At 57.8% G+C, this 24,193-nt stretch carries 22 protein-coding genes; 14 read left to right on the top strand and 8 right to left on the bottom strand.

From position 1 onward, the window contains the following. Window positions 1–400: 400 nt before the first annotated feature. Together VFE46_14550 and VFE46_14545 are read left to right on the top strand one after the other, a co-directional pair. Window positions 401–1,468, top strand: coding sequence for a hypothetical protein (locus VFE46_14550; protein HZZ29215.1), 1,068 nt, complete (start codon window positions 401–403; stop codon window positions 1,466–1,468). 107 nt (window positions 1,469–1,575) lie between these two features. Next, window positions 1,576–3,195, top strand: a complete 1,620-nt coding sequence (locus VFE46_14545; protein HZZ29214.1) for a S53 family peptidase — start codon at window positions 1,576–1,578, stop codon at window positions 3,193–3,195. A gap of 156 nt (window positions 3,196–3,351) precedes the next feature. On the opposite strand, the gene VFE46_14540 is transcribed toward VFE46_14545, so the two are convergent. After that, on the bottom strand, window positions 3,352–5,592 hold the full coding sequence (locus VFE46_14540) for a polysaccharide lyase family protein (protein ID HZZ29213.1): 2,241 nt from the start codon (window positions 5,590–5,592) through the stop codon (window positions 3,352–3,354). A 201-nt stretch (window positions 5,593–5,793) separates the two neighbouring features. Between VFE46_14540 and VFE46_14535 the strand changes: the two genes are divergently transcribed. From VFE46_14535 to VFE46_14510, 6 genes are all read left to right on the top strand, one after another. Continuing rightward, window positions 5,794–6,369, top strand: a complete 576-nt coding sequence (locus VFE46_14535) for a tRNA-(ms[2]io[6]A)-hydroxylase (protein ID HZZ29212.1) — start codon at window positions 5,794–5,796, stop codon at window positions 6,367–6,369. Window positions 6,370–6,561: 192 nt separating this feature from the next. Continuing rightward, window positions 6,562–7,122: a sigma-70 family RNA polymerase sigma factor gene (locus tag VFE46_14530; GenBank protein ID HZZ29211.1), complete on the top strand. Its 561-nt coding sequence runs from the start codon at window positions 6,562–6,564 to the stop codon at window positions 7,120–7,122. After that, a complete protein-coding gene (locus VFE46_14525) occupies window positions 7,109–7,636 on the top strand; it encodes a hypothetical protein (GenBank protein ID HZZ29210.1) in 528 nt (175 codons plus the stop codon). Before VFE46_14530 ends, VFE46_14525 begins: the two co-directional genes overlap by 14 nt. A 288-nt stretch (window positions 7,637–7,924) precedes the next feature. Further along, complete coding sequence (locus VFE46_14520; GenBank protein HZZ29209.1) at window positions 7,925–9,205, top strand: hypothetical protein; 1,281 nt, start codon at window positions 7,925–7,927, stop codon at window positions 9,203–9,205. A gap of 312 nt (window positions 9,206–9,517) precedes the next feature. Next, complete coding sequence (gene gltX / locus VFE46_14515) at window positions 9,518–11,128, top strand: glutamate--tRNA ligase (protein HZZ29208.1); 1,611 nt, start codon at window positions 9,518–9,520, stop codon at window positions 11,126–11,128. A gap of 290 nt (window positions 11,129–11,418) precedes the next feature. Beyond that, the gene (locus tag VFE46_14510; protein HZZ29207.1) at window positions 11,419–11,874 is read left to right on the top strand and encodes a transposase; all 456 of its coding nucleotides are present in this window, start codon (window positions 11,419–11,421) and stop codon (window positions 11,872–11,874) included. Window positions 11,875–12,024: 150 nt separating this feature from the next. Here the strand turns inward: VFE46_14510 and VFE46_14505 are convergent, their stop codons facing one another. Together VFE46_14505 and VFE46_14500 are read right to left on the bottom strand one after the other, a co-directional pair. Then, window positions 12,025–12,228, bottom strand: coding sequence for a hypothetical protein (locus tag VFE46_14505; GenBank protein HZZ29206.1), 204 nt, complete (start codon window positions 12,226–12,228; stop codon window positions 12,025–12,027). 55 nt (window positions 12,229–12,283) lie between these two features. After that, window positions 12,284–12,733, bottom strand: coding sequence for a VOC family protein (locus VFE46_14500; GenBank protein HZZ29205.1), 450 nt, complete (start codon window positions 12,731–12,733; stop codon window positions 12,284–12,286). Between the two features lie 131 nt (window positions 12,734–12,864). Here VFE46_14500 and VFE46_14495 point away from each other — a divergent pair, with 131 nt between their 5' ends. Together VFE46_14495 and VFE46_14490 are read left to right on the top strand one after the other, a co-directional pair. Then, window positions 12,865–14,667 (top strand): glutamine--tRNA ligase/YqeY domain fusion protein, encoded by a 1,803-nt coding sequence (locus VFE46_14495; protein HZZ29204.1) that lies wholly within the window; start codon window positions 12,865–12,867, stop codon window positions 14,665–14,667. A gap of 436 nt (window positions 14,668–15,103) precedes the next feature. Further along, window positions 15,104–16,351 (top strand): PEP-CTERM sorting domain-containing protein, encoded by a 1,248-nt coding sequence (locus VFE46_14490; protein HZZ29203.1) that lies wholly within the window; start codon window positions 15,104–15,106, stop codon window positions 16,349–16,351. An 11-nt stretch (window positions 16,352–16,362) separates the two neighbouring features. Here VFE46_14490 and VFE46_14485 read toward each other — a convergent pair whose 3' ends face one another. Next, window positions 16,363–17,412: a DUF1080 domain-containing protein gene (locus tag VFE46_14485; protein HZZ29202.1), complete on the bottom strand. Its 1,050-nt coding sequence runs from the start codon at window positions 17,410–17,412 to the stop codon at window positions 16,363–16,365. 150 nt (window positions 17,413–17,562) lie between these two features. Here VFE46_14485 and VFE46_14480 point away from each other — a divergent pair, with 150 nt between their 5' ends. Further along, window positions 17,563–18,069 carry a DinB family protein gene (locus VFE46_14480; protein ID HZZ29201.1) on the top strand — a complete coding sequence of 169 codons (507 nt, stop codon included), beginning with the start codon at window positions 17,563–17,565 and terminating at the stop codon, window positions 18,067–18,069. Window positions 18,070–18,296: 227 nt separating this feature from the next. Further along, window positions 18,297–18,998 carry a hypothetical protein gene (locus VFE46_14475; protein ID HZZ29200.1) on the top strand — a complete coding sequence of 234 codons (702 nt, stop codon included), beginning with the start codon at window positions 18,297–18,299 and terminating at the stop codon, window positions 18,996–18,998. 58 nt (window positions 18,999–19,056) lie between these two features. Here the strand turns inward: VFE46_14475 and VFE46_14470 are convergent, their stop codons facing one another. The 3 genes from VFE46_14470 to VFE46_14460 all read right to left on the bottom strand — a co-directional run bounded on the left by VFE46_14470 (window position 19,057) and on the right by VFE46_14460 (window position 21,284). Continuing rightward, entirely contained in the window at window positions 19,057–20,289 is a 1,233-nt protein-coding gene (locus VFE46_14470; protein ID HZZ29199.1) for a PDZ domain-containing protein, read from the bottom strand. Window positions 20,290–20,381: 92 nt separating this feature from the next. Further along, window positions 20,382–20,654, bottom strand: a complete 273-nt coding sequence (locus VFE46_14465; GenBank protein HZZ29198.1) for a hypothetical protein — start codon at window positions 20,652–20,654, stop codon at window positions 20,382–20,384. An 84-nt stretch (window positions 20,655–20,738) separates the two neighbouring features. Then, window positions 20,739–21,284, bottom strand: a complete 546-nt coding sequence (locus VFE46_14460; protein HZZ29197.1) for an MOSC domain-containing protein — start codon at window positions 21,282–21,284, stop codon at window positions 20,739–20,741. Between the two features lie 135 nt (window positions 21,285–21,419). Between VFE46_14460 and VFE46_14455 the strand changes: the two genes are divergently transcribed. After that, window positions 21,420–22,322 carry a PfkB family carbohydrate kinase gene (locus tag VFE46_14455; GenBank protein ID HZZ29196.1) on the top strand — a complete coding sequence of 301 codons (903 nt, stop codon included), beginning with the start codon at window positions 21,420–21,422 and terminating at the stop codon, window positions 22,320–22,322. 337 nt (window positions 22,323–22,659) lie between these two features. Further along, entirely contained in the window at window positions 22,660–23,235 is a 576-nt protein-coding gene (thpR, locus tag VFE46_14450; protein ID HZZ29195.1) for an RNA 2',3'-cyclic phosphodiesterase, read from the top strand. Between the two features lie 202 nt (window positions 23,236–23,437). On the opposite strand, the gene VFE46_14445 is transcribed toward thpR, so the two are convergent. After that, window positions 23,438–24,055 carry a pyridoxamine 5'-phosphate oxidase family protein gene (locus VFE46_14445; GenBank protein HZZ29194.1) on the bottom strand — a complete coding sequence of 206 codons (618 nt, stop codon included), beginning with the start codon at window positions 24,053–24,055 and terminating at the stop codon, window positions 23,438–23,440. Between the last annotated feature and the right edge of the window lie 138 nt (window positions 24,056–24,193).

Raw genomic sequence — 24,193 nt, 5'->3', positions numbered from 1 at the left:
CACAGCAGTTCCACATCCTAACTGTTTCCAGTGTATTTGTTTTCTTGCCTGAAAGTCAATCATTTCGTGGGCAAAATCGGGCCAATTCTGGCTCAGGCGGTTGCGGATAATTTTTTCGAATTTTTAGCGCGCGCTAATTTGAGCTCGGTGCGTTTCTAATGATAGATGCAAGCACGCCTTACGGCTAGATTGACTGCCGCAATGCATTGCCCGACGCGGAATTATTGTACACCCGTGCAATTTATCCGATCTTTTTTGCCGCACCGAACGTAACGCATTGAATGGTCTTAAACCCGCCAGCCGTTTGGGATTCGGCACGATTCAAGTTGATTTGCGCAGCCGCCGTAAATTCTCAAACACAAATTCAAAACCAGGGGCGGTGATTGGGAGCAAAAAGATAATGACGCGAAAATCAAATATTCGCCGCCCGTTACTCGTCGAAAACCTGGAACCACGGGCGTTGCTATGTGGCTCCAGTTCGGCCAGTTCCGTGCTTTCATCACTGGCTCATAATATGCTAGTGGCGAATACACATACCTCGTCGGTGGCGGCGACTTCGACGAAAGTCACGGGGGGCTCGGCTGCTGCCACCACTGCCAGCTTCCTGGCCGCCACGCTTACCAATAGCTCCGGCGAAATAGTGGGCACGGCCTCGTTTGAAACCGACACCAACGGCGATACCACCAAGGAAACGCTGATCATTTCTGTCGTCGGCGCGGCAGCCAGCGCCAGCTATGCCGTGACAATCGGCGGCGACGATGTGGGAACGCTTAACACCGATGCCGACGGGGATGGCCGCTTGGTCTTAAACACTTCGTCATCGACCGGTACGACGACAAGCTCTGCGGTCGCAGCAAATTCGAGCTCCAAGTGTGGCGGCGATACCACCACCGGCACACTTCCCGCCGGTTTCACCCTGGCGGCAGGAGCGGCAATTAACCTCGCTTCGACCGATACCACCGTTGATCCATTGAACGGAACGTTCGCCACCTCCACCGGTTTAATTGGTGAAGGCAGCGGCTTCGGCGGCGATGGCGACCATGGCGGCTGCTCAGGCCACGACGCAACCGTTAGCCGGCTAACAACCACGCTTACCGATTCCAGCACTAGTGCCACCGACGGCAAAGCGATATTTACAACCATTACCCATTCCGATGGCACGTCGGATGAAATTTTGCGCGTGCATTTAACCGGCGTCGATGTCAGCACGACGTTCGCTGTCTCCATCGACGGAACCTCGGTCGGCTCAATCACCACCGACGCCAATGGGAATGGGAAATTGATTTTGTCGTCCAATCCCAAAACGTCGAACGTGGGCCAGTTGCCCTCCGGTATTACTTCACCGACCAACATTACAATTACCAGCACAACCACCAGTACAACAATCAACGGCACATTTAGCGCGCCTTCCAGCACAACCAGCAGCTCGCTGGCGTTTGTCAGTAGAATTTTGGCGCGAAGAAGGTAAATTGAATTTTCGTTAAGAGAGTTGGATCCCAATTTTGAAATTCCCATGGCGGATGGTTCCCGTAAACCGTCCGCCTTCACCTTTTGAAGCACAACCATAGGACCCCTATGAAATCGTCGCTCCGGTTTGGACGCAAGTTGAAAATCGAAATGCTGGAAGTGCGCCAAGTGCTAAGTGCATCGACCTCCAGCGACCTGGTCACGCCCAATTTAATTGTGGTGCCCGATGCCACTACGTCGAGCATCCGCGGCTTCACGCCGGCGCAAATCAAAGCGGCCTATTCCTTCAACGGCATCACCTTCACCAGCGGCAGCACCACGGTGGCCGGCACCGGAGCAGGAGAGACCATTGCCATTGTCGATGCCTACAACGATCCGAACATTGCCGCCGACTTGGCCACGTTTGACAGTCAATTTGGCTTGTCGGCGCCCGCGAGCTTTAAAGTCGTCAACGAAAGCGGCGGCGCCAGCCTGCCCTCGAACAATCGCGGCTGGGCCAGCGAAATAGCACTCGACGTGGAGTGGGCCCACGCCATTGCGCCGGGCGCGAACATTTTGCTGGTGGAAGCCAGCTCGGCCAATACAACCGATTTGGACAAAGCGGAAGATTACGCCCGCAACGCTTCCGGCGTGGTGGTGGTGTCGAACAGTTGGGGCGGCAGCGAGTACAACGGCGAAGCCTCGGAAGATGTTCACTTTACTGCCCCCACAGGAAAAGGCGTATCGTTTACCGTGGCCGCCGGCGATGAAGGAGGCGGGGCGGAATATCCGTCATCTTCGCCCGATGTCATTAGCGTGGGCGGATCGACGTTGCGGCTGACCTCGACGAACACGTATTCCAGCGAAAGCGTCTGGTCCGACGGCGGCGGCGGCGCCAGTCGTTACGAAGGATTGCCCAGTTATCAAACCGGGCTGGGAATTACCGATCGCGGAACGCCAGATGTTTCGTACGATGCCAATCCCAACAGCGGTGTGGCGGTGTACGACAGCTACGGCAGTGGTGGCTGGGCAGAATTCGGCGGCACCAGCGCCGGCGCGCCGCAATGGGCCGCGCTGGTAGCCATTGCCGATCAAGGCCGTGCGGCAGCCGGCAAAGGCTCGCTGGCCAATGTGCAAGATGTGCTGTACACCCTTTCCAAGAGCGATTTCCACGACATCACTTCCGGCTCCAATGGCTTCTCGGCCGGCACTGGGTACGATTTGGCGTCTGGATTGGGCTCGCCCATTGCCAGCAGCGTGATTCGCGATTTGGTTGCTTACGGCGGCTCCACGAAGTTCACCGTGGCTTCCCCGGTGACAACCACCGGCCATCGTGGATTTGGCTTCGGCGGTTTTGGCGGCTTCAGCGGCTTTGGTTTCGGCGGCTTCTTCTTCGGGTTCGATGTGCCAGCTGGCGGGCAAGTGGCGGCTGCGAGCGGGTCTGCAGCCACGACTGAGGGTTCTGGCGATGCAATCGGCTCCGGGCAAGGCAATGCCGCAATTGCTGCCATCGATTCGTTCTTCATAGCTGACGATAACGGCGCCGCCAGCGCGCCGCAGACGTTGAGTCAATCGTCAAACACCAACAATTTGGCCAGCGACAGCGATTCCGGACTGCAGCCGATCAGCCTCGATCAAACCGGTGGAGATGGCACCGCTTGCTCCGTGGCGGCGTCGGTCGATGCCGGCCTGGGCGTTTCGCTCTCCAGCGATTTAGTCGATGCCCATTTTGCGACGCTCGATAGTTGATTGGCACGGGAAAAATTGAGCCGAAATTGAAGCGGCAGCGTCGGTGTCCCTCATGCCGACTTAGAGGATGGACCCTTCTCTCGACGCGCACCCCTTGGGTCCATCTTTGCGGCGAAGGGATTCGCCGCCTATTGAAGCAACGGTTCAATTCGTCCGCTACTGCGGCTTTTCTGCGACGGTGGAATCTTCGGCCAATTCCAGCCGCAGGTAATCGTAAATAATTCCGCTGGTGAGCCCGCCGGGGGGAATGGTCAGCACCAGCGTGTTTTTGCCGGCGCGCATCAGCCCGGCATCAAACGTTAAATCGCGCTCCGACCAGTAGCCGCCAATGCCGTCGCGGTTGATCGTGGCGTTATAAAACGGCGCATTGACGGTGCCGGCCGCTTTATCGTTCATCGTCACGTCAATGGTTCGGGCGCCGGCTCCGCAAATGGCCAAGCGCAGCGTAGCCTTGCCGCGCAGCTCGTGAGGCAATTTGAAGGTAATCGTCCAGGGCGTAGCCCGGCCGCGGCCACTGGCAGTGGCGTCATTGTCGCTGGTGTCGTGCGGCACCTGTTCGAAGAACCAATCTTTGTGGTAGTCAGACGTACCCACATCGTAGTGCACATCGTTGGGGAACAGCTTGGCGTACTCCACGTACCAACCCCAGTGGAAATAATCGTCCCCTTTGAAGAACTCCGAGCCTTGCCGATTGGGAATGCCAATTTCCCACAACTGCTTGCCGTAGCGCACCGGCTGCCACTGGAGCTTGCCCAAATCGAGTTTGTCGCCGGCCTTCACTTCGATGGGCTGCTGCGAAAACTCGCCCAGCACTCCGTCGGCGATGGCGTGCAACTGATACGTGCCGGGGCGAACATTGGGAATGGTGAAGTGTCCATTTTCATCTCCCTGGACCCAAAATTCGTAATGCTTGGCGTCGTTTTGCCAATCGTTGACAATCGGCCCACGACCAAAGCCGCGACCAAAACCACCGCCCCCGCCCCCGCCGCCATTGCCGCCACCGCCGCCATTTCCGCCGCCAACATTGCCGCTGTTACCATTTGCACTGCCGCCAAAGCCACCACCGCCGCCATTGCCTCCACGGCCATTTCCGCCGCCAACATTGCCGCTTCCGCCATTTCCGCCGCTTCCGCCATCGCTTTGACTGCCGCCACTGCTGGGCGAACCCTCGGGAGTATTTCCACTGGGTGTGGCGCTCGCCGGCGCGCTGGGCGGGGCTGCGCTACTTGTCGACGCGGAGGCTATGGGCTTTTGGTCGGGAAACGCCAGGCCGACCAGCAAATTCGGCAATTTTTTGGAAGCAGCTTGCGGATCGTTCAGCACGATTTGCCCACTGACGGATCCACGCTGGTCGCGGTGCGGATAATCGACTCCTTGCACCCAATCGTAGGGCCATGCTTGGGCTTCCAGCTTGGCCTGCGACCGCGCGTCATCAAACATTTCTTGCGGCGTGTCTTGGGAGTTCAAATAAATCATGATCGGGCCCACCACTTTGCTCCATTCTTCGCCGGCCGGAATGCGGCAATTGCTGCCGCCGTAATGCGTGCCGCGCCAATAATCCAACAGCGTGGGAGCGCCGCCTGGATTAGCATCTAGATGGCCAGTCAGCTCGTACTTGGTGGCGCCGCCGGAAAGAAACTCGACCGAGGGGTTAATGAAGTACAACCCAATGTGGTTTTTCGTGCTCGACCAACCGAACGCGGGAATTTTGAATTGATAGGCGGAGTAATCGTATTTGTGCTCCGCTTCTCCTTTGTACGTGCCCGTGGTCAGGCGGCGAACTTCCTTCATGTTCAGTTGCGTGCCGGCCGACCAATCGGCGGCGGTGGGCATAAGCCGGTTGCGCTTGTCGTCGATCGAAAGCCAATCGAACATGTTGGGCAGCTTCACGCCGTAGCGCGATTCGCCAATCGAGCCGGCCGGCGCCTTGGCGTCATGGCTGAAAATGGCGTAGGTATACAAGCCGCTGTCGTTTTGCCCCATCGTGTAGCGCACTTCCATTTGCACATTGGCCGTGCCGCCGCCGACGCCGCCGGTGGCAGTTCCCTTGATGGAAATTTCGGCCCGCTCGCCGTGGTTGGTGGCCGGATCAATTGTGACCGTGGCCACGGGACTGGCCGGCGCCTGTTCCCAATAGCCGGCATGGTGGCCCGAGTCGTAACCCATCAACTCGTAATCTTTATATTTGAGCGAGGTCAGATCGCCGGAGTGCTTGGATATCACGGCCGAGCAATAGCCATTGCTCAGCACGTACGATTGGCCTTGATCGGTCAGCGTAACCGGCTTTGCAGTAGCGGAATTTGACGGGGGTGTGACTGAATCGGAAGAAGTTGCCGCGCATGCCACACCGACCAGCGACAAAAATGCCAACAACGGGACTGTCGTTTTCAACAGCATGAAATCATCCCCCATTCAGCAGCCCGGCCATAAGCAAGTGGCCAACTTGGCAGCCAGACCATATATGCAGCTCAGACTATATATTGAACGATGCCCGCGAATAGAAAACAATATACACTCAGTTAGGCCCAAAATCTCCCACGTGGCCCGGCTAGCCGGGCAGCTATTGAACCCCACAAACGGCTATTTGTGCCGCCACTTATGCTCAGTCTTTCTTCCGAAACCTCGCAGCGCTGGCTTTCGCAGGTCGATGCCCACCTGGACGAAATCCTTGTCGACCATGCCCATTGCGAGAAAAAAGCGGCCGGCACGGCGATGAACTTGATTTTCGCCTATGTCGATCGGGTGGATCTATGCCGCGAACTGGCCGACATTGTGAACGAAGAGCTGGATCACTTCCGCGAGGTGCTCGATCTACTCCAGCGCCGTGGCATTCGTTTTCGCCGCTTATCGCCACCGGCTTATGGCCGAAAATTGAACGATTTAGTGCGTAAGTTGGAGCCAGGCAAGGCGGTCGATCGGCTGCTGGTAGCGGGCTTGATTGAAGCCCGCAGTTGCGAACGATTCGATCTGTTGCGGCAGCACGTTTCCGACCCGGAGCTGGCGGCATTTTATGGCAGCCTGTTCGAGAGCGAAGCCCGGCATCACAGCACGTATGTTCGCCTGGCCAAGCGGTTCGCCAAGTACGAAGTCGTTGATCGGCGATTAGACGAACTGGCTGCCGCCGAAGCGGAAATTATCGCCGCCGGCGATCCGCTGCCGCGAATGCACAGTTAGGAGTCTTGTGTCTGGTAGCCTGGTGGTCTGGTGTCTTGTGCCTGAAGCAGCTCATCGTTCTTCGCTAGCGCTATTCCCCATTCCCCATTTCCCACTCGCCATTCCCCATTTTTATCCCCAACATTGAACTTTTTCGCTCGGCGCGCACCTTATCTTGCATGACGCGATTTACACGTCCCGTGGCCCACGCCAATGGCTGACCGACTAGATTCCTTCTATTGGAAAGTCTTGGTCGTGCGCTGCCAAATTGGCGACGCCACCGCCTTCGAGGAATTGGTGGCCGCCTGCCAATCGCGACTGCGCGGCTTTCTGTTCAAGCTGGTGGCCGGCCAGGAAGCCGTGGACGATGTGGCGCAGGAGGTGTGGCTGGATGTGTTTCGCGATCTGCCCAAGCTGGTCAACCCCGACGCGTTTTTGCCGTGGTTTTATCGGATTGCCCGCAACCGCGCCTATCGGCGTTTCCGCCGTCGCGCTCCGGCGGTCCAATCGCTCGACGCACAGGATTTAAACGTTGCCGAAGAACAAAATTCCGTCGAGGAATTCACCGCCGAAGACGCGCAGGCCGTGCATGCAGCCCTCGACCAACTTGGCCCGGAACATCGTGAAGTGCTGCTGCTGCGGTTCATTGAAGATATGAGTTACGACGATATTGCCGCCGTGGTCGGTTGCCAAGTGGGAACCGTGAAATCGCGGTTGCATCACGCCAAGCGTGGCTTACGCGCTATTTTGGAGAAAACCCATGACGTTCGGTGATTTCAATACGGCTTTTCAGAATCAATTTGCCTCGCCGCTTTCGGCGCCCAGTGCTCACGACATCGCTGCCGAAATTGTGCGGCGCGATCAGCAGCGAACACACTGGCTAGCCGGTTTCTGTCTGCTGCTTTGGATCGCGGGCGCTGCGGGGATGGGATTATTAGTCTACGGCCTGAACGAATTTGTGATGGGGATCCGGCTTTCCGACGCGCACAAATATCTGACGGCCAAAGCGATCCAGGATGCGGCAATCGACTCGCATTCAAGCGGCGCCGATTCGTCGAAACAATCGGTAGACAAGCTATTTAACAATTTGGGGGACGACGGAACGAGTTTCTTTCATCACGCGCTACCGTACATCGATGGTGCGCTAATCTGCTTGCTGTTAGCCGCCTTGTGTACCGTGTGGCTGGTTTTTGCTTCCCGCCGCACCACGCTGAACCGCATTAATATCAGCCTGGCCCAAATTTCCGAGCAACTGCGGCAGATGGCCAAGCCTTCCGACGCAAGATGATTGATCCGAGCCGGGCTGTCCCCAGCCCGATGTACGCTGACAACAGGCAATCTTCACCGCCGCAAAGTCAAACCTTGCGGGCCGTTTTCTGCTAGTGCAGTCGTGCGGCCGCAAATGCCGACGTTGGGAGTAGGCCCAGGCGTCTTGTGCAATTGCTAGCACCGCGCGCCCAGCGGAATAATCGATAGACTTCCCATCACCGATCAGGATCCGCATGGTTGCGCTGCAAAATTCCTGATTCCTGCCCAGTTCCCGCCCCAGAATCCTGCCCCCAAAACGTCGACAAGGATGTCGCTTTTCGGAAGTAGCCGAGATGACCGCCGCCGCCGTAACTTGGCGGAGGAATCAGCGGGCGAATCGATCGCCCCGCCGGCTGCCGCTTCGTCGAAGCCGGCCGCCAGGGGAGAGCGCTACACGGCGGCCGCTCGTCGAGAGAACCACCGGCACACGACCGATTTTATTCCGCGCCACTGGGCAAAATTGGCGCTAAGTTTTGTGGCCGCGTTGGCTGCGGTCGGCGGATTGCTGTTTGGCTATATCAAATTCGGCGGCGAGCAAAATGCGGAAGGCGCCACCGCGCTGGGGCTCGCGCAATTATTCGATGCGGCCAGCGGCAGCAGCTTGGCCGGTTGGCTCTCGTCGCTGTTGTTTGGATTTTCCGCCGCCGGCAGCGTGCTAATTTATTCCATCCGTCGCCACAAGCTGGACGATTATCGCGGCCGCTACCGCTTATGGCTGTGGTGTGCGATCGCCTGGTTGGTGATGAGCATCGACGCCACGGCCAACTTGCATACGCCATTTGCCCTGGCGATGGCACGGGCGACCGGCTGGTCGATGCTGGCCGGCAGCGCCATTTGGTGGATCGGCATTTGGGGCGGCATCGTGGGCATTCTCGCCTTGCGGCTGCTCTTGGAAGTGCGCGAAAGCCGGCTGGCGACGTTGGGCTTCACCTTGGTGTTTTCCCTCTGGGCCGCGGCGCTGGCCACCGATTACGGCTGGCTTCACTTGGGCCAGTCGCAGCAATTAAGCGCCCCCCTCATGGCCATTGGCGGCCGGTTGGTGGGGCAAGTCACTCTGTTTTTCACCATTGCGCTGTACGCCCGACATGTACTTTTGGATGCGGAAGGCTTGCTGAGCGTGCGCCAGCGCAAGCCGAAGCGTGAAAAGGCGCCGAAGAAACCGAAAGCGTCGCCGGCCGCCGAAGAAAAATCCGCAACTGCAGCCGAGCGATTAAAAGCTAGCCGCATTGATGCCGCCCACAAATCTCCTTCACCGCCGCTGGCCGCCATGGTGCAGCGCTCGAGCGCTTCTTCGTCCACCGGTTCGAATTCCGCTTCGACCTCGAATTATGCCCCGTCAAAAAGTTACAGCACGTCGGAGGATGACGATGAGGAGCGCGACAGTCATCGCTCTTCCAACCGCCGCTCCGGACAAAATCGCTTCGACGATGAAGAAGGCGACGATGACGACGGTGGCTCTCACGGCGGCGGGAATGGCAAGCTTTCTAAGGCGGAGCGTAAGCGCCTCCGCAAGCAAATGCGCCGCCAGCAGCACGACGAGGAAGAATGAGAAGTTGATGAGGTGAGCAGGTGTTGAGGTGAGCAGGTGATGAGGTGAGCAGGTGATGAGGTGAGCAGGTGATGGGATGAGCAGGTGATGGGATGAGCAGGTGATGGGATGAATTGCGCGCGGATGAACACTCCATCGTTTTTTATCACCCTCTCACCCCATCATCTCCTCAACCGCTGACTCGCTCCGCTAGCGCGTCGCGGCTAAACATCACCCACTCACCCCATCACCCGCACTCCCCATTCCCCATTCCCCAATAGCCCGCTACTCTGATAGCTGACATTCATCCCGTTTTCAGCACCAGAGACCCGCATGGCTCGCACGGTTCGCACACGGTTTGCCCCCAGTCCCACCGGGTATTTGCACATTGGCGGAGTGCGCACGGCGTTGTTCAACTGGCTGTTTGCGCGGCGGCACGGCGGGCAGTTTTTGCTGCGGATTGACGATACCGATCAGGAGCGCAATGTTGCCGAAGCCCTGGCTCCCATTTTGCACGGCTTTCGTTGGTTGGGAATCGATTGGGATGAAGGGCCGGAAGTGGGCGGGCCGTTTGCGCCGTACTATCAATCGCAGCGGCGGGAGCGCTATCAGGAAGCGATCAACAAACTGCTGGACGGCAATTTCGCCTACTGCGATTACGCCACGACCGAGGAAATTCAGATCGAGCGCGCCGCCGCCGAAGCCGCTAAGCAGCCGTTCATTTACAGCCGCCGCTGGATGGCCGACACCGTCGACACCCAGCGCCGCTTCGAGGCCGAAGGCCGCAAAGGCGTCGTCCGGCTGAACATGCCGCACCAGGGACAATTGGTGATCCACGATTTAATTCGGGGCGACGTGCAATTCGATTGGGTCCGCGAGCAAGATCACGTCATTCAGCGCGCCGACGGCACATTTCTGTACAACCTGGCCACGGTTGTTGACGATCACGATTTCCAAATCTCGCACGTCATTCGGGCCGAGGAACATCTTTCCAACACGCCGCGGCAAGTGTTCATTGCCCAATCGCTGGGTTACCCCTTGCCCGAGTATGCCCACGTGCCGTTTGTGGCTGAGCCGGGCAGCAAAAACAAACTGAGCAAGCGCAAGCTGGGTCAATACCTGAAGAACCAAGATTTCGCCCGGCTGTACAAGCACGGCGTCGATATCGCCGCTAGATTAGCGCTTGCCGCACCCTCTCTCTCCGGGGGAGGGCAGGGTGAGGGTGCCGCCCTTACCGCCGAAACGTTCAATCCCGTCATCGTCGATTTTTACGAGCAGGTCGGTTATCTGCCCGACGCGATTATCAATTACCTGATACTGCTCGGCTGGTCGTTCGACGACAAAACCGAATTCTTCACGCGGCAGCAAATGATCGACAGCTTTTCCCTGGAGCGCGTGAACAAAGCGCCGGCCAGCTTCGACCCCAAAAAGCTGTGGGCGTTTGAAGATCACTACATGCAAGAACTGCCCCTCAAGCAAAAAGTGGCCAAGATGTTGCCGTATTTGCAACGCGCCGGGTTAGTGGCTGAGCCCACGCCATGTGATGTCGGCCCACAGCTCACGAAAATCGTGTCCGCAGCCGGCGACCGGATTAAAGTGTTCGGCGATATTCTCGACTATGCCGATTTTTTTCTGCCCGACGATCAATTGCCGTGCGACGAAGCCGCATTCGACAAACGCATCCGCAATACCCCCGGCGCGGCCGAAATTTTGACCGCGGTGAAAGAATTGCTGGCCACGGTCGAACCATTCGAGCCGCCGCAACTGGAGCAAGCGCTGAAGGTGTTTATCGAACAGCGGCAAATTAAAATGGCCGATCTCGTCCATCCGCTGCGTATTGCACTCACCGGCAAATCCGTCGGCTTCGGCCTGTTCGACACGCTAGCCATCCTTGGCAGAGAGCGCTGTACCGCCCGCATCGCTCGGGCAGTGACGCGGAAGTGACAAGAGAATGTTGATCGTTCGAAATTTATTGGAAACACAACGCAGATTCTAAATTGCGGCCCAACGGGACGAACCGGGTTGCTTCTCTCGACACTTTTCACAACATGGCGTGGAATTTGTTATCGTAGATTGCGGCCCAACGGGCCGACCCAGTTCGACGTTTTGAACACAAAGCGGAAATTGATATTCTAAACTGCGGCCCAAAGGGCCGACCAATGTCAGCCCAGGCCAACGGCCTGGGTCGGTGCCCAACAGCACCTTAGCCCCAACGGGGCGAACTAGAGCCAACTATGCCGCAGTCCTTAGCCAAGGTCATCGTTCACAGCACCTTTAGCACAAAAGGCCGCGTTCCTATTTTGCAAGATGCCACACTGCGGCGCGAACTTTATGCCTATCTTGCTACGGTGCTGAAGAATCTCGATAGTCCCGCTCTGACGATCGGCGGAGTTGCGGACCACATTCATGTTCTCAATGCGCTGGCAAGAACCAAAACGATTGCGGAAATGATCGAGGAGGCCAAAACCTCCACCTCAAAGTGGCTCAAAACCAAGGCTCCATCACTGCGCGATTTTCATTGGCAAAATGGTTATGGGATATTTTCCGTCAGCGAATCGAAGCTGCCAGACGTGCGACGATATATCGAAAATCAAGAAGAGCATCACCGCACTTTGACCTTTCAAGACGAATTTCGCGCGCTTTGCCAGCGGCATGGCGTACAGATCGACGAGCGATACGCGTGGGATTGATTGCGTAGTGCGCCCGATTGGGGCTTGCTTAGGCGTCGTGTGAACGTGAACCCAGGCCGACGCTGCGCTTGGCCTGGGCTGACCTAGGTCGGCCCTTCGGACCGCGACTACTGCACGACCCGCATCGAGCGGGCACTCGAACGGTGATATCTAATTTGCTGGGTAAATCCCGTCATGACGGAATCGGCAATCCGCGCACCAATAATCATCAGCTGCTTTACGAACCGAGATTTCTTCGGTGGCAATACTAATCGCGTGGTCCAAATGTTGACGTGGCAGTAATCCCGCCGTCATGAGAGCATCGACGATTAACACTGCAAGCCCCTTGCTTTCTATTTCAGGCTCTAAGCTCATACTGTGGCCTCGTATCACGCAATTATTTTAAAATCGATTTGCATTTGATTTGTTTTCACTTCGGCTTCTCACTAAACATCTTTGCCGCTCGCTGTTGGATTTCTTCAGTGGTTAACTCTTCCTTGTGCGTGGCAATCCACCACATGTTGCCGGCCGGGTCTTTCACGCAGGCGCTGCGGTCGCCGTAGAACATGTCGGTCGGCTCGGTTTGCGATTCCCCGCCGGCCGCCACCGCCTGCCGGTACGTGGCATCACAGTCGGGCACATATAAATACAGCACCACTTGCCATGTTTTCTGGCCCGGCGGCGGCTCGCCAATCATCAACAGCGAATCGGCAATTCGCACCTGGGCGTGCAACACGCCCCCATCGGGCCGAGTAATTTTTTCACTTACCGTGCCGCCAAACGCCTGCTGGGCAAACTCGATGAAACGGCTCGCATTGGGCACCACCAAATACGGCGTCACGGCATGGCAATCTTTGGGAATGTAACTCGCGGCTTTCATGTTCATGGTCCTCCAAGCTGGTTAGTGTAAGCGCCGCTCTTGCTTGAAAGCAATCATTGCGGGAAACTATCGACGTCGCGCTCTCTCAGACATCAGACTACCATCACCAGACACTAGACCACCAACTTCCCATGCCTGACGAACCCCGTTCGCTGAATTTCATCGAAGAAATTATTGAGGAGCACGCCCGCACCGGCCGCTTTGGCAATCGGGTGCAAACGCGGTTCCCGCCGGAGCCTAACGGTTACTTGCACATTGGCCACGCCAAAAGCATCTGCCTGAATTTCGGCCTGGCGATTAAATACCACGGCACGTGCAACCTGCGGTTCGACGACACCAACCCGACCAAGGAAGAGGAAGAGTACGTCGAATCGATTGAGGAAGACGTTCGCTGGCTCGGCTTCCACGTTCCGCCGCCGCTGTATGCCAGCGATTACTTCGAGCAAATTCACGCCTGGGCCGTGCAGCTCATCCAGGCCGGCTACGCCTACGTGTGCGATTTGAACGCCGACCAAATCCGCGAGTATCGCGGCACGCTTACCACGCCGGGCAAAAACAGTCCGTTCCGCACTCGGCCCGTCGAGGAAAATCTCGATCTGTTCGCGCGGATGGGCAAAGGGGAATTTCCCGAAGGCTCGCGCACCTTGCGAGCCAAGGTTGACATGGCCCATCCCAACTTGAACATGCGCGATCCGGTGATGTACCGCATTTTGTACGCTAAGCACCACCGCACCGGCGACCGCTGGTGCATTTATCCCATGTACGATTGGGCCCATGGTCAAAGCGATTCCATCGAAAACGTGACGCACAGCATTTGCACGCTGGAGTTCGAAAATCACCGCCCGCTGTACGATTGGTATTTGGATCGCATCATCGAATGCAACTCCAATCACGCAGCCGCTCACGTAGCCACTCACGTAGCCACTCACGTAGCCGCGTCTCTCCGAGACGCGAGTGCGAGTCTCGGAGAGACACGCCAGGGTGTGGAAGCAATCATCCATCCGCAACAAATCGAATTTGCCCGGCTCAACCTCACGTACACCATGATGAGCAAGCGCCGCCTGCTGGAGCTGGTGAAAGATAAGCACGTTGCCGGCTGGGACGATCCGCGCATGCCCACCATTTGCGGTCTGCGCCGCCGCGGTTACACGCCCGAGTCGATCCGCCTGTTTTGCGACCGCATTGGCGTGGCCAAATTCAACAGCACTATCGACATGGCGGTGTTGGAAGGGGCGGTGCGGGAAGATTTGAATCGCCGTGCCCCGCGCCGCATGGGAGTGCTGCGGCCACTAAAAGTCGTTATCGACAATTACCCGGCCGACAAAATCGAAATGCTGGAAGCGGTAAACAACCCGGAAGACCCGGCGGCCGGCAAACGGCAAGTCCCGTTCTCTCGAACGCTGTACATTGAGCAGGACGATTTCCGCGAGGAGCCGCCGAAAAAATTCTTCCGCCTGGCGCCCGGGGCGGAAGTGCGGCTGCGCTATGCGTACATTATCAAGTGCGTCAGCGTCACGAAAGATTCCAGCGGCGCCGTCACCGAAGTGCACTGCACGTACGATCCGGAAACCAAAAGCGGCTTGCCGCAATCGGACCGCAAAGTGAAGGGCACCATTCACTGGGTTTCCGCCGCGCAGGCCGTGACCGCGCCCGTGCGGTTGTACGATCATCTGTTTTCCCAGGCCGATCCAGACGATGTGCCCGCCGGGCAAAATTACCTGGTGAATCTCAATCCGAATTCATTGGAAACGCTGACCGAGGCCAAGCTGGAACCGAGCTTGGTCGATGCCCAACCCGGCAACAGCTTCCAATTCGAACGCACCGGCTACTTCATTGCCGACCGCATCGATTCCCAGCCCGGCCAGCCTGTGTTCAATCGCACGGTGACTTTGAAAGACACCTGGGCGAAGATCGAGCAAAAGGGCGGCCGGTAGCCGGTTCGCGCGGCTATTCATCGCGGAGCCGGAGAGCCGGCCGTCTTTGAAGAAGCCAGTCTTTGTAACAGACACAGAAAACAGGCCGCGAATAAACGCAAATAAACGCGAATGAATAGGGAAGGCAATTTTGAACCACTCCATCATTCCTTCTTCTTATTTGCGTTCATTTGCGTGCATTTGCGGCCAATATCTCCCGCATTCCGGGCTCCGTGCCCCCGTGGGGGAAACGTCGAGGTGGCTTAGAAATAAACGTAGGTAGATTGATCAAAATAACGAGATAAAATATTTGCCAAATTGTTGATTTCCCCGAGGTTGTCAGTTATTCTGTGACTCGGAGCAAAAGGAAGGCACAATTTTATGATTACATCTTGTGTCACATTTTTAGGCGACGGGATTGTTCAGGGCTTTCCCCCATGCCTGCGGAGAGCTACTGATGAAGATCTCGACAACTTTGTTCGCCCTCAGCGCGCTGCTGGGGTTCGCCCTGATCTCGGCCGGTAACGTTTCGGCCAGCACCGTCTATTACGACACGAACGGCGCCACCGCCGGCACCGGAAGCGGCGCGACCGACTGGAACAGCAGCAACTCGCAGTGGACCACCGATCCCACCGGGTCCATCGCCACCGTGGCGTGGCCGGCCTCGGGCGCGGGTAACCTCGACGGCAGCGACGTGGTTTTCTCTGCTGGCACAAATGCGCCGGCTACTTACAGCATCAACACGGCCGGCAGCAAAATTCTCAATAGCCTCACGGTGGACCAGGGCGCAATCACGCTGACGGTGCTGGGCGGCAGTGCCGTCACGCGCACCATCGGAGCCGGCGGAATCACTATTCAGACCGAAGCCAGTGCAACCAATCCCGCTGGCCCGCTGAATTTCAATTCACCCTCGGGTGCCGGTAGCCAGAGCATCATTCTCTCGGCCAGCCAGATCTGGACGAACAATTCTTCCGCCACAACAGCCGTGAGTTTTAATGCCAATAGCGGCCACGCCGTGATGACAGTGAATGGCAATGCAACCACCGGCAACACCACGACGGTAACGTTGGCCGGAACGGCTGCTGGCGCTTACAACTTTGCGGTCGCGGTCGGTGACGGCTCCGGCGGGGGAAACCTGGCAATCTCGACCAGCCAAACCACCAACTTCACTAGCATCGTCAGTCCGTTTTCAGGCGGGCTCGCGATCACCGGCGCAACAACCCTGGACAATGGCGGCGGACTGGGACACTCGAACATTACCATCAGCGGCGGAACGCTGGCCGGCGGAACCACCGGCAGCGGCGGTTCGCTCACCGACAACATCGCAAGCGACTTGGCCGAGCTCATTTCCCTCAGCGGCAGTGGCACGCTCGCGCTGACCAATCTGCATTTCAATCTCAACGCAACCGGCACGCAGACCCAGGCGGAATACGTCCTGGCGAATGCCGATGTGGGCTCGCCCAACGTGACGGGCACCGCCTTTGCCAGCGTCAATTTGCCGAGCGGTTGGAGCATCGATTACGACGGAACCACGGCGAATCCGGGCGATATTGTGCTGGTCGCGCCGGTGCCCGAGCCCGCTTCGCTGTTGATGGCGGCCCTGGGCGGACTGGGAATCGTAACCGTTGGGTTACGCCGCCGCGCCGGAGATATTTGCGTTAATTCGCGGCTAATTTTCTGCATCCGGCTAATTGCTAATTGCTAGCCGCTGCTCGCTTACTTCGTCGAAATCAACTCATCCACGGCCGGGTCGATTTCAATTTCCACGTCTTTGTACTCGTCGAAAATACCGCCGTTGTGCATTTGAAAAGCGATGGGCCCGGTGCGGCCGGCATCGGGCACGTCGTAATCGAGCACTTCCACGGCTTTGGCTGTCGGCGGTTGGGCCACAGCCATGCGGGCCGTCCCCTTGGTGGCGTCGACCAAAATCTCCACACGGTGCCACTCTTTGGCATTGAAGTCGGGCTTGGTTACCTGCGTGAAGCCTTCGCCGCTTTTGTTTTTGCCCGGCCGATAATCCCAGTGGCTGCCTTTGGGAGTTTGAAATTGAATGCCCCCCAGTGCATCGAGCGGCTTTTCTCCTTCAGCGGGGCGAGTACAGAAAATCAAAAAGCAAGGCTGATGATCGGGCTGGCCGGATACATGCCGCATGGTAAACATCAGCCGGTACTTGGTGAAATCGTCCTTAGTGTAAATGACGCCCCGGCCGGCCCCGGTGCTGGCCATGGCGCCGTCTTTCACAATCCAGGCGGCCGCCGGGCTGATGGCAATTAAATTTGGATAGGCGTCTTCCAGAATCACCCGATTCAGCCGCGCCGCTTCTTTTCCCTGGGGATGTTTTTCGTGCAAAGCCTCCGTCTCCGACCGCAGCGTTACGGCCTGGGCGTGCGCTGCGTCGTACAGTGACGGCCCGGCCATTATTTTGTTCAGCGCTTTGGCCAGGTTCGATTTCAGCGTTTTCGTGGCTGCGGCATCTTCGCTGCCAGAATACGAGACAATCGCCGATTTCACGCTGTCATCCAATTGCTCGCAGACAAATGTGGACAGCTTGTTCGATGGATCGGTCAGCGCTTTCACCAGGCCGGGGAAATCTTTGAAATCGCTGGCCGCCAGCGTCGTGGCATGCAGCGGTTCCTGAATCCAGCCATCTAGCGTAACCCCATCGAACAGCGCGCGTTTTTGTCCCGATTGGGCTGCTGCCTGGCCACACGCAATCAACAGCAATCCCAACGTTCCCAGGCAAACGGTTGTTACACGGCGCTGCATGGAACGCTCCTTAGCAATGGGCGATGAGTTACCCTCCGGCCAGGCCTGCTACATTACACTGCCGCGGCTCGGTTTCCAAGCCATGGCGATCACTTGACGACCTTAACCCGATGCCAATACTGTGTCCATCGTCAGCTCTGGAGAATGTTTATGCTGGAACTTTACAAGCAAACCGTCCTCGGCCAGTTCGAAGCGGCGCTGGCGATGTTGAAGCAGTGCATCGCGGCCTGTCCGAGCGAGCATTGGGAAAGCAAAATTGCCAACAACACGTTTCGCTACGTGGCATATCACACATTGTTTTTCGCCGATTACTATTTATCTCCCGGCGAGCAGGCGTTTCAGCTTCGCGAATTGCACCAGCGCGGCGGGGACGAACGCGGCGAAGCTGCCAGCATCGGTCTGTCTCAACCAGAAACGTTGGAATACGTGCGGCTTGTCCACCAAAAACTGCGCGATGTGCTGGCCGCTGAAACGGAGCAATCGCTGGCCGGCCCCTCCGGCATTGCCCGGCGCAAATGTTGCCGCGCCGAGCTGCACCTTTACAACTTGCGACACATACAACATCACACCGGCGCAATGTACGCCTATTTGCGGCGTGTCGATCCCGCCTTGGCTGACAATCAATCGCTCCCCTGGATCAGCACCGGCTGGCGATGATTTGATGTTGTGATCGCCGTCGGAAGCTGCCACAATCGCCGCCACAAACCACGAGCCTGTGCGGCAGTCCGCCGGCGCCAGCACTGCTAGCAACTTCGCTTGACCAGACCAGGTGCACATCTTATCTTTTGTCCACTAGGACGTTTTTGCAATTCGACATCTTGAGAGCTCTTATGAATGGATTCATTTTGCGATGCAGGTTAGGCCAGGATGCTTGTCGCGGGGCAATGTTATTTCCAATCTTCCTCGGGGCAATTCTGTTTGCTTCCAGGGCAGGCGCGACGAGCATTCAAGTGGCCGCCACGGCCAGCGGCGAATTCGGCATTCCCGAAAGCGGCGCCGTGCCCATGGTCTCGGCATTCACGTTTACGGCCGCGGGCCAGCAAGTTCAACTCTCTGCCAACGGCACAATTAACCTTGATCCCGAGCTGACGACGGGTCCGAACGGCATCTCTGTGCCGCGGAGCATCATCATTGGCGGGCTCAGCCAGGGCCAGGGATACACGCCCTTGGAAGAAGGAATTATGGACGGCGGTGGAAGCGTGCCCACCACGGACGGGTCCAGCACGGTGACGGAGCTAGGCTCACTGATGGGTGCTTTTGTTCCCGCGGCATCTGTTTCCGCGTCCGGCTTTAGCGCCATCGACTCCCATTTGGCGACCGGCGGAAAAGGCATTAATTCCACCGCGATTTTCTTTGTTGGCGTTGGCCCGTTAACCGTTACTGCGCCGGGACCGGGCACGCTGTACTTGGGCATCGATGAGTCGTTTGTTTCCAACAACACCGGGCACTTCAGTGCAACAGTGACCGTCGTTCCCGAACCCAGCGCACTACAACTTGCCCTCCTGGCCGGATCGTTTGCTCTTGCCGGCGCTACAAAAAAACCAGCCCAGCGGCTGCGCCGGCAACCGCTTGGGCTGGCTAAATAATGAACGACTCGGTGAACTTCCAAGCTGTCCCTTGGCGACAGGATGGTTGAAAAACGGACTACCGATTGGTGCGCACTCCACGATTGCTGCGGTCAGAGCGAGTCTGATCGCTGGGCTTCGTCGATTGATCGGACGCGCCCGTGTCCAAGTTCGGACGCATGGCGGTGTGCTGCTCGGCCGCCTGGTCGAACCGCGGCATATCCACTTGCAAATCGCGATTGCGCTCCCCGCGGCGAACTTGAATGCTCGCTTCGCCCGGATCAGCGGAGGCAATGCTCTTGGCAAAATCTTCTCGATTTCGAATCGGCCGATCGTGGAACGTAGTCAGCACGTCTCCGGCCCGCAGGCCGGCGTAATAGGCCGCAGTGCGCGGCAGCACTTTCCACACGACGGCCTGGTCGTTGATGCGGTCGTCCAGCACCACGCCGAACTGTTCCAGCGGATCCAGTGGCGCGGCAACGCCATAATCGGCCAGCACCGCTGACGGATCGACCAGAATGGTTTGCTCCTGGCCATCGCGCATGATCACCACGTCGACGGGCGTGACCACGACGGACGGATTGTTCATGATCAGTCCTTCGCCGGGCACAAACACGTTGCCCAGCAAGAAGTCTAAAAATTCCGGCTCCGTGGTTACGCGGCGGCCATTGATGGAAACAATGCGATCCCCTTCCCGGAAGCCCAAACGGGTGATGGCGCCGGTAGTGGCGATATCGGAAATGACCAAACCGTTGCGCGCGTGGCGATCGAACCATAAGCCGATGTCGGGCGCTCGCAAATCGGTGGGACGCATGGCCGTTCGGCCGGTTCGTCCGTTTTGGATCTGCGTGGCACGATTGTCGTTTTGAACATTGCGATTTTCAGGCAACGCAGCGCGGTTATCACGATTGATGGCGCCGCTGTTCAACGGTTGTCCGGCGGTCGAGGGTTGCGCGGTCGGGAGCGGCGCCGCTTGGTTGGGCCGCGGCGCAGTTGTAGTTTGCGGCGCGGCTCGAAATTGATTCGTCGCATTCTGCTGCTGCAGCGGATTGTTCGGCGACGGCAGAACATTCGGCTGGGCAGGCTGGGCCGGACCCGGCGCGTTCATGCGGCCTTGAATGTCGTTTGCCGCAGGCGAGCCAGCATCTTTCGGCTGGTTGGTGGGCGCCTTCGTTGCCGGCGTAGCCGGCGCTACGGTGGGCGTGGCCATTGGTTTTGCGTTGGCAGGCGCTTTTGCCTGATCGTCGGCCAGCGCTACACTGCTGGCCAAAGCAAATAGCGCGGCGGCCAGTGTGGTGAAAGTTAATTTCATGGTAAAAACTCCTGTTCCTGTTCAAAATACTGCAGCCCCTGGAGACACGTGCGCGGCGATATCGCCGTTAAATGAGGGAATGGTCGCAACTGTTATGCCAATGCCTGACCGAGCTTCGGCAGATCCTTTTTTGATTGCCCAACCTGCAACGCCGTAACGATCAACGAAAACGCCGTAAAATTCCAGCCGCCGCAGCGGATAACATATTGCCAGCATGGCTGGAGAGAAGTCAGCCTGACCGTAGGGGCCCGCTGCGATCCAAGCGTTGCCTCCATCCAATAATCGTTAGATGGGGTGCCATGGCCACTGCTTTGAGTGGCCATGGATTCTCTGTGATTTTCATGCCCACACAAAGCTGTGGGCATGGCACACGTCAAGCTTTACTAGGGCCAATCTCCGCGATCATTTGAACCAACGGGCCGTGCTGAAACGCGCTTGGACGCCCAAAATCAGATCGGCCGCACGGCATCTCCCGGCCGTAGTGGGCCGCTGGTGAGAATTTCCGCTCGCAGGCCGCCGCGATGAAGTAACGCTTGTTTGATTCCCTTCACGGTCAGCTTTTCCAAGTGGCCGCACGGTTCGCACAGTTTCAGTCCGCGCAGCCGCACGGGGCCGACAAAAAATTCTTGTCCCACCAAATGATTCAGCGGCACGCCGCGCAGCAACAAATTGCGGCGCGATTCAGCGGGCGAAATGCTTATCTCGCAATCGCGGGCAGCAGCTTCCATGGCCTCAGCCTCGATCAGCGTGATTTGCGTTTCGGGATCAATGGCCGCCGCATCCTCCGCCGTGCCCGGCCGGTCGGAAAACGTGCCGGCCGCCGCACTGTACCGATCGCCCAGCAATCCTTTTCCGGCCACGGCCTGCGCACTTTCCACCTGCTGCATGGGCGCCGCCTTGGTTGGCCCAATGAAAATTGCTTCCAGCGTGCCAAGAAATGTGGTCCGCGGCTGACCGGCCAATTCGCGTTTTGAATTGCTGAAAGAAATGCTCATTTCATCATCGTCCCCATGTTCGACCGATCTAGCGGTGTTCGGGTTCGCGCTTCATAATGTGGCAAGTTTTGGCCGTTTGACAAGCGGAACCGGCATTTTTGCTGTTCGCTCGGAATTCGCACCTAAGGAAACCTCATGCCATTGTTGGTTGTCGGCTCGGTTGCATTAGATAGTGTCGAAACCCCCACCCAAAGGCGCGATAACGTGCTAGGCGGAGCGGCCGTGTTCTTTTCTTACTCGGCCAGTTATTTTTCGCCCGTGCAGTTGGTGGGCGTGGTCGGGGAAGATTGGCCGGCCGAGCACACCAAGCTGCTGCAAAGCCGGCGCATCGACACCACGGGCCTGCACGTGGTGCAAGGAGGCAAAACGTTCCGCTGGACCGGAAAATATCAGCCCAACATGAACGACCGCGAAACGCTGGAAGTGCATTTGAATGTGTTTGGCGAATTCAACCCCGTGCTGCCCGAAGCGTACAAGCGTTGCAAATTTTTGTTCCTGGCCAACGGCTCCCCGGTGCTGCAAATGAGAGTGCTGGATCAAGTGGATGGGGCCATGCTCACGGTGGCCGACACCATGGATTTGTGGATCAACATCCAGCACGATGATTTAATGCGGCTGCTGAAGCGCATCGACGGCCTGGTGATCAACGATGCCGAAGCCAAACTGCTTACCGGCGACGAAAATTTAGTCCGCGCCGGCAAAGCGATTTTGAAACTGGGCCCCAAGTTCGTCATTGTGAAAAAGGGGGAGCACGGGGCGATGTTTTTCAGCGAGCACGAAACGTACGTGATGCCCGCTTACCCGACGCCCGACGTCATTGATCCGACCGGCGCCGGCGACAGTTTTGCCGGCGGCATGATGGGCTACCTCGCCGAGCGCGGCAACTTCGACCCGCGCACGCTGAAAGAGGCCCTCGCCTATGGCATTCTGACAGCCAGCTTCACGGTGGAAGATTTTTCGCTGGACCGGCTGAAAAAAATCGAACGCCCCGACCTGGAACGGCGCATGCAAGAATATAAAAGGATGCTGAGTTTTTGAGGGCAATTTTCACCACAGAGGCACGGAGGCACAGAGAAGCAACAATCGGATTTATAACAGGCTGTTTCAAAACTAGGAATCGGGTGGCTGGGGTCGACCGAAGGGAGCCCCAGCAGCCTATTCACTGGGGGCTCGGCGGCACTCGACCCCAGCCACCCTTGAAGGAAGTCCAGTTTTGAAACAGCCTCTAAGGAAGCCAGGAAGGCAGGAACAAGCAGCAACCACAGAAATTGAAACAAACAATCTTTATCTTTCCTTTCGTTCCTGTATTCCTGGCTTCCTTATTAGAAATTCGTCCTCTCCGTGTCTCTGTGGTAAATCTGCTGCCTGACGAATCATGAGCGTGTTGCGAGTTTTTACCGCCGTCGAAATCACGCCGGAAGTTCGCGCGCAGGCGCTGCGGCTCATCGAACGGCTGCACATCGCGCCGGCGAAAGTTACCTGGACCAAGGCCGACAACCTGCACTACACCCTCAAATTCCTGGGGGACGTCCCCATGGAAAAAACGGCCGCCATTTGCCAGGCCGTGCAGCAAGCCGCCGGGCCGTTCAGCCCCTTCGAGCTGGTGGCGGCCCGGGCCGGGGCGTTTCCGTCGGCAGGCCATCCGCGCACGCTGTGGCTGGGGGTCAGCGACGGGGCGGAGCAAATAGAACTGCTGTTTCAGGTCGTGGAGCGCCTGCTGGAGCCGCTCGGCTTTCCGCGCGAGCATCGCCGCTTCACCGCGCACATTACCTTGGGCCGTGTTCGCGATTCCAGCCCGGCCGCATTGCAGCAACTAACCGAATTATTGCGCAAGCATGCGGAGTTCGACGCCGGGGCCATGCCGGTCGGCAGCGTGACCGTCTTTTCCAGCACCCTGGGCCGCGCAGGGCCAAGTTACGAAGTCCTCTCCCGCGCCGAATTTGAAGGTTGAATTCACCACGGAGGCACAGAGAGACACAGTGAGGCAAGAAGGCAGTTTATAAGGAAGCCAGAAAAGCAGGAACGGTCAATTAAAAGGCAATTGCACTAAAATCTTCTTCTCTTCTTTCTTTCCTGTATTCCTGGTTTCCTTATTGAATTCTGTCCTCTCTGCGTCTCCGTGCCTTCGTGGTAAAAATCTGCAAGCGCGTCCACTATGTTGGCAGCTGAGCGTCGCGCTGCGCCAACTCTGCTTCCAGTTGTTTCACACGCGCTTGCAGTTGTTCGATGATCGGCGCCACTTCCTTCAGCGGCACGCGCTTGTGAATGTGCTGCGGGCAGTTCATGTCCCAGGCCGCCAGCGTGAATGCAATCGCCCGCTCCGGTTTTCCTGCGCGGTAGGCCGGGTCGGCCAGTTGCGACAACAGCGCCTCGTCGTTCTCGACCACTTTGGCGGTGCCCCACAATTTCACGCGGCGGCTGTGGGCGTAATCCATCAAAAAAATAAACGCCTGCGGGTTCTCCGATAAATTTCCCAGCGTAATGTATTGCCGGTTGCCGCCGAAATCCGCAAAGGCCAGCGTGTGCTCGTCCAGCACTTTCAAAAAACCTGGCAAACCGCCGCGATATTGAATGTACGGCTGCCCGGCGGCGTTGGCCGTGCCCAGATAGAACATGTCGAGCCCGGCGATGAACTTCGCTAATTGCGGCGTGACGGTGGTTTCCCAGCCGGAAAATTCTTCGATGTCGGTGTATTGGCCCCGCGAGCCTTTTTCGGCCTGAATGCCTTTTACGGCGGGCGTGAAGGCAATGTCGCTGGGAATGTTGCTCATCAATTTCACGCCGGTTGAGTTAACGCAGCCGAATTCTGTGCTTCACGCTCGTCCCATCACGCTTGCCAATCATTGTACCGTCCCGGGCAACTGCCGCGCACATGTGCCTGAACCAAGCGCCGCTCCAGTGCATTCGGC

The sequence above is a fragment of the Pirellulales bacterium genome (assembly GCA_035656635.1).
Taxonomy (GTDB): Bacteria; Planctomycetota; Planctomycetia; order Pirellulales; family JADZDJ01; genus DATJYL01.
This window is presented reverse-complemented; position numbering and strand designations above follow the sequence as displayed.

What these genes read in the sequence shown, in the direction of transcription:
- VFE46_14470 (HZZ29199.1), bottom strand. Translation starts at nt 20,289, where the DNA reads ATGAAATTAACTTTCACCACACTGGCCGCCGCGCTATTTGCTTTGGCC.
- VFE46_14475 (HZZ29200.1), top strand. Translation starts at nt 18,297, where the DNA reads ATGTTATTTCCAATCTTCCTCGGGGCAATTCTGTTTGCTTCCAGGGCA.
- VFE46_14540 (HZZ29213.1), bottom strand. Translation starts at nt 5,592, where the DNA reads ATGCTGTTGAAAACGACAGTCCCGTTGTTGGCATTTTTGTCGCTGGTC.
- VFE46_14545 (HZZ29214.1), top strand. Translation starts at nt 1,576, where the DNA reads ATGAAATCGTCGCTCCGGTTTGGACGCAAGTTGAAAATCGAAATGCTG.
- VFE46_14535 (HZZ29212.1), top strand. Translation starts at nt 5,794, where the DNA reads ATGCTCAGTCTTTCTTCCGAAACCTCGCAGCGCTGGCTTTCGCAGGTC.
- VFE46_14465 (HZZ29198.1), bottom strand. Translation starts at nt 20,654, where the DNA reads ATGCCCACAGCTTTGTGTGGGCATGAAAATCACAGAGAATCCATGGCC.
- VFE46_14510 (HZZ29207.1), top strand. Translation starts at nt 11,419, where the DNA reads ATGCCGCAGTCCTTAGCCAAGGTCATCGTTCACAGCACCTTTAGCACA.
- VFE46_14460 (HZZ29197.1), bottom strand. Translation starts at nt 21,284, where the DNA reads ATGAGCATTTCTTTCAGCAATTCAAAACGCGAATTGGCCGGTCAGCCG.
- VFE46_14480 (HZZ29201.1), top strand. Translation starts at nt 17,563, where the DNA reads ATGCTGGAACTTTACAAGCAAACCGTCCTCGGCCAGTTCGAAGCGGCG.
- thpR (HZZ29195.1), top strand. Translation starts at nt 22,660, where the DNA reads ATGAGCGTGTTGCGAGTTTTTACCGCCGTCGAAATCACGCCGGAAGTT.
- VFE46_14490 (HZZ29203.1), top strand. Translation starts at nt 15,104, where the DNA reads ATGAAGATCTCGACAACTTTGTTCGCCCTCAGCGCGCTGCTGGGGTTC.
- VFE46_14525 (HZZ29210.1), top strand. Translation starts at nt 7,109, where the DNA reads ATGACGTTCGGTGATTTCAATACGGCTTTTCAGAATCAATTTGCCTCG.
- gltX (HZZ29208.1), top strand. Translation starts at nt 9,518, where the DNA reads ATGGCTCGCACGGTTCGCACACGGTTTGCCCCCAGTCCCACCGGGTAT.
- VFE46_14520 (HZZ29209.1), top strand. Translation starts at nt 7,925, where the DNA reads ATGTCGCTTTTCGGAAGTAGCCGAGATGACCGCCGCCGCCGTAACTTG.
- VFE46_14485 (HZZ29202.1), bottom strand. Translation starts at nt 17,412, where the DNA reads ATGCAGCGCCGTGTAACAACCGTTTGCCTGGGAACGTTGGGATTGCTG.
- VFE46_14495 (HZZ29204.1), top strand. Translation starts at nt 12,865, where the DNA reads ATGCCTGACGAACCCCGTTCGCTGAATTTCATCGAAGAAATTATTGAG.
- VFE46_14505 (HZZ29206.1), bottom strand. Translation starts at nt 12,228, where the DNA reads ATGAGCTTAGAGCCTGAAATAGAAAGCAAGGGGCTTGCAGTGTTAATC.
- VFE46_14550 (HZZ29215.1), top strand. Translation starts at nt 401, where the DNA reads ATGACGCGAAAATCAAATATTCGCCGCCCGTTACTCGTCGAAAACCTG.
- VFE46_14455 (HZZ29196.1), top strand. Translation starts at nt 21,420, where the DNA reads ATGCCATTGTTGGTTGTCGGCTCGGTTGCATTAGATAGTGTCGAAACC.
- VFE46_14445 (HZZ29194.1), bottom strand. Translation starts at nt 24,055, where the DNA reads ATGAGCAACATTCCCAGCGACATTGCCTTCACGCCCGCCGTAAAAGGC.
- VFE46_14500 (HZZ29205.1), bottom strand. Translation starts at nt 12,733, where the DNA reads ATGAAAGCCGCGAGTTACATTCCCAAAGATTGCCATGCCGTGACGCCG.
- VFE46_14530 (HZZ29211.1), top strand. Translation starts at nt 6,562, where the DNA reads ATGGCTGACCGACTAGATTCCTTCTATTGGAAAGTCTTGGTCGTGCGC.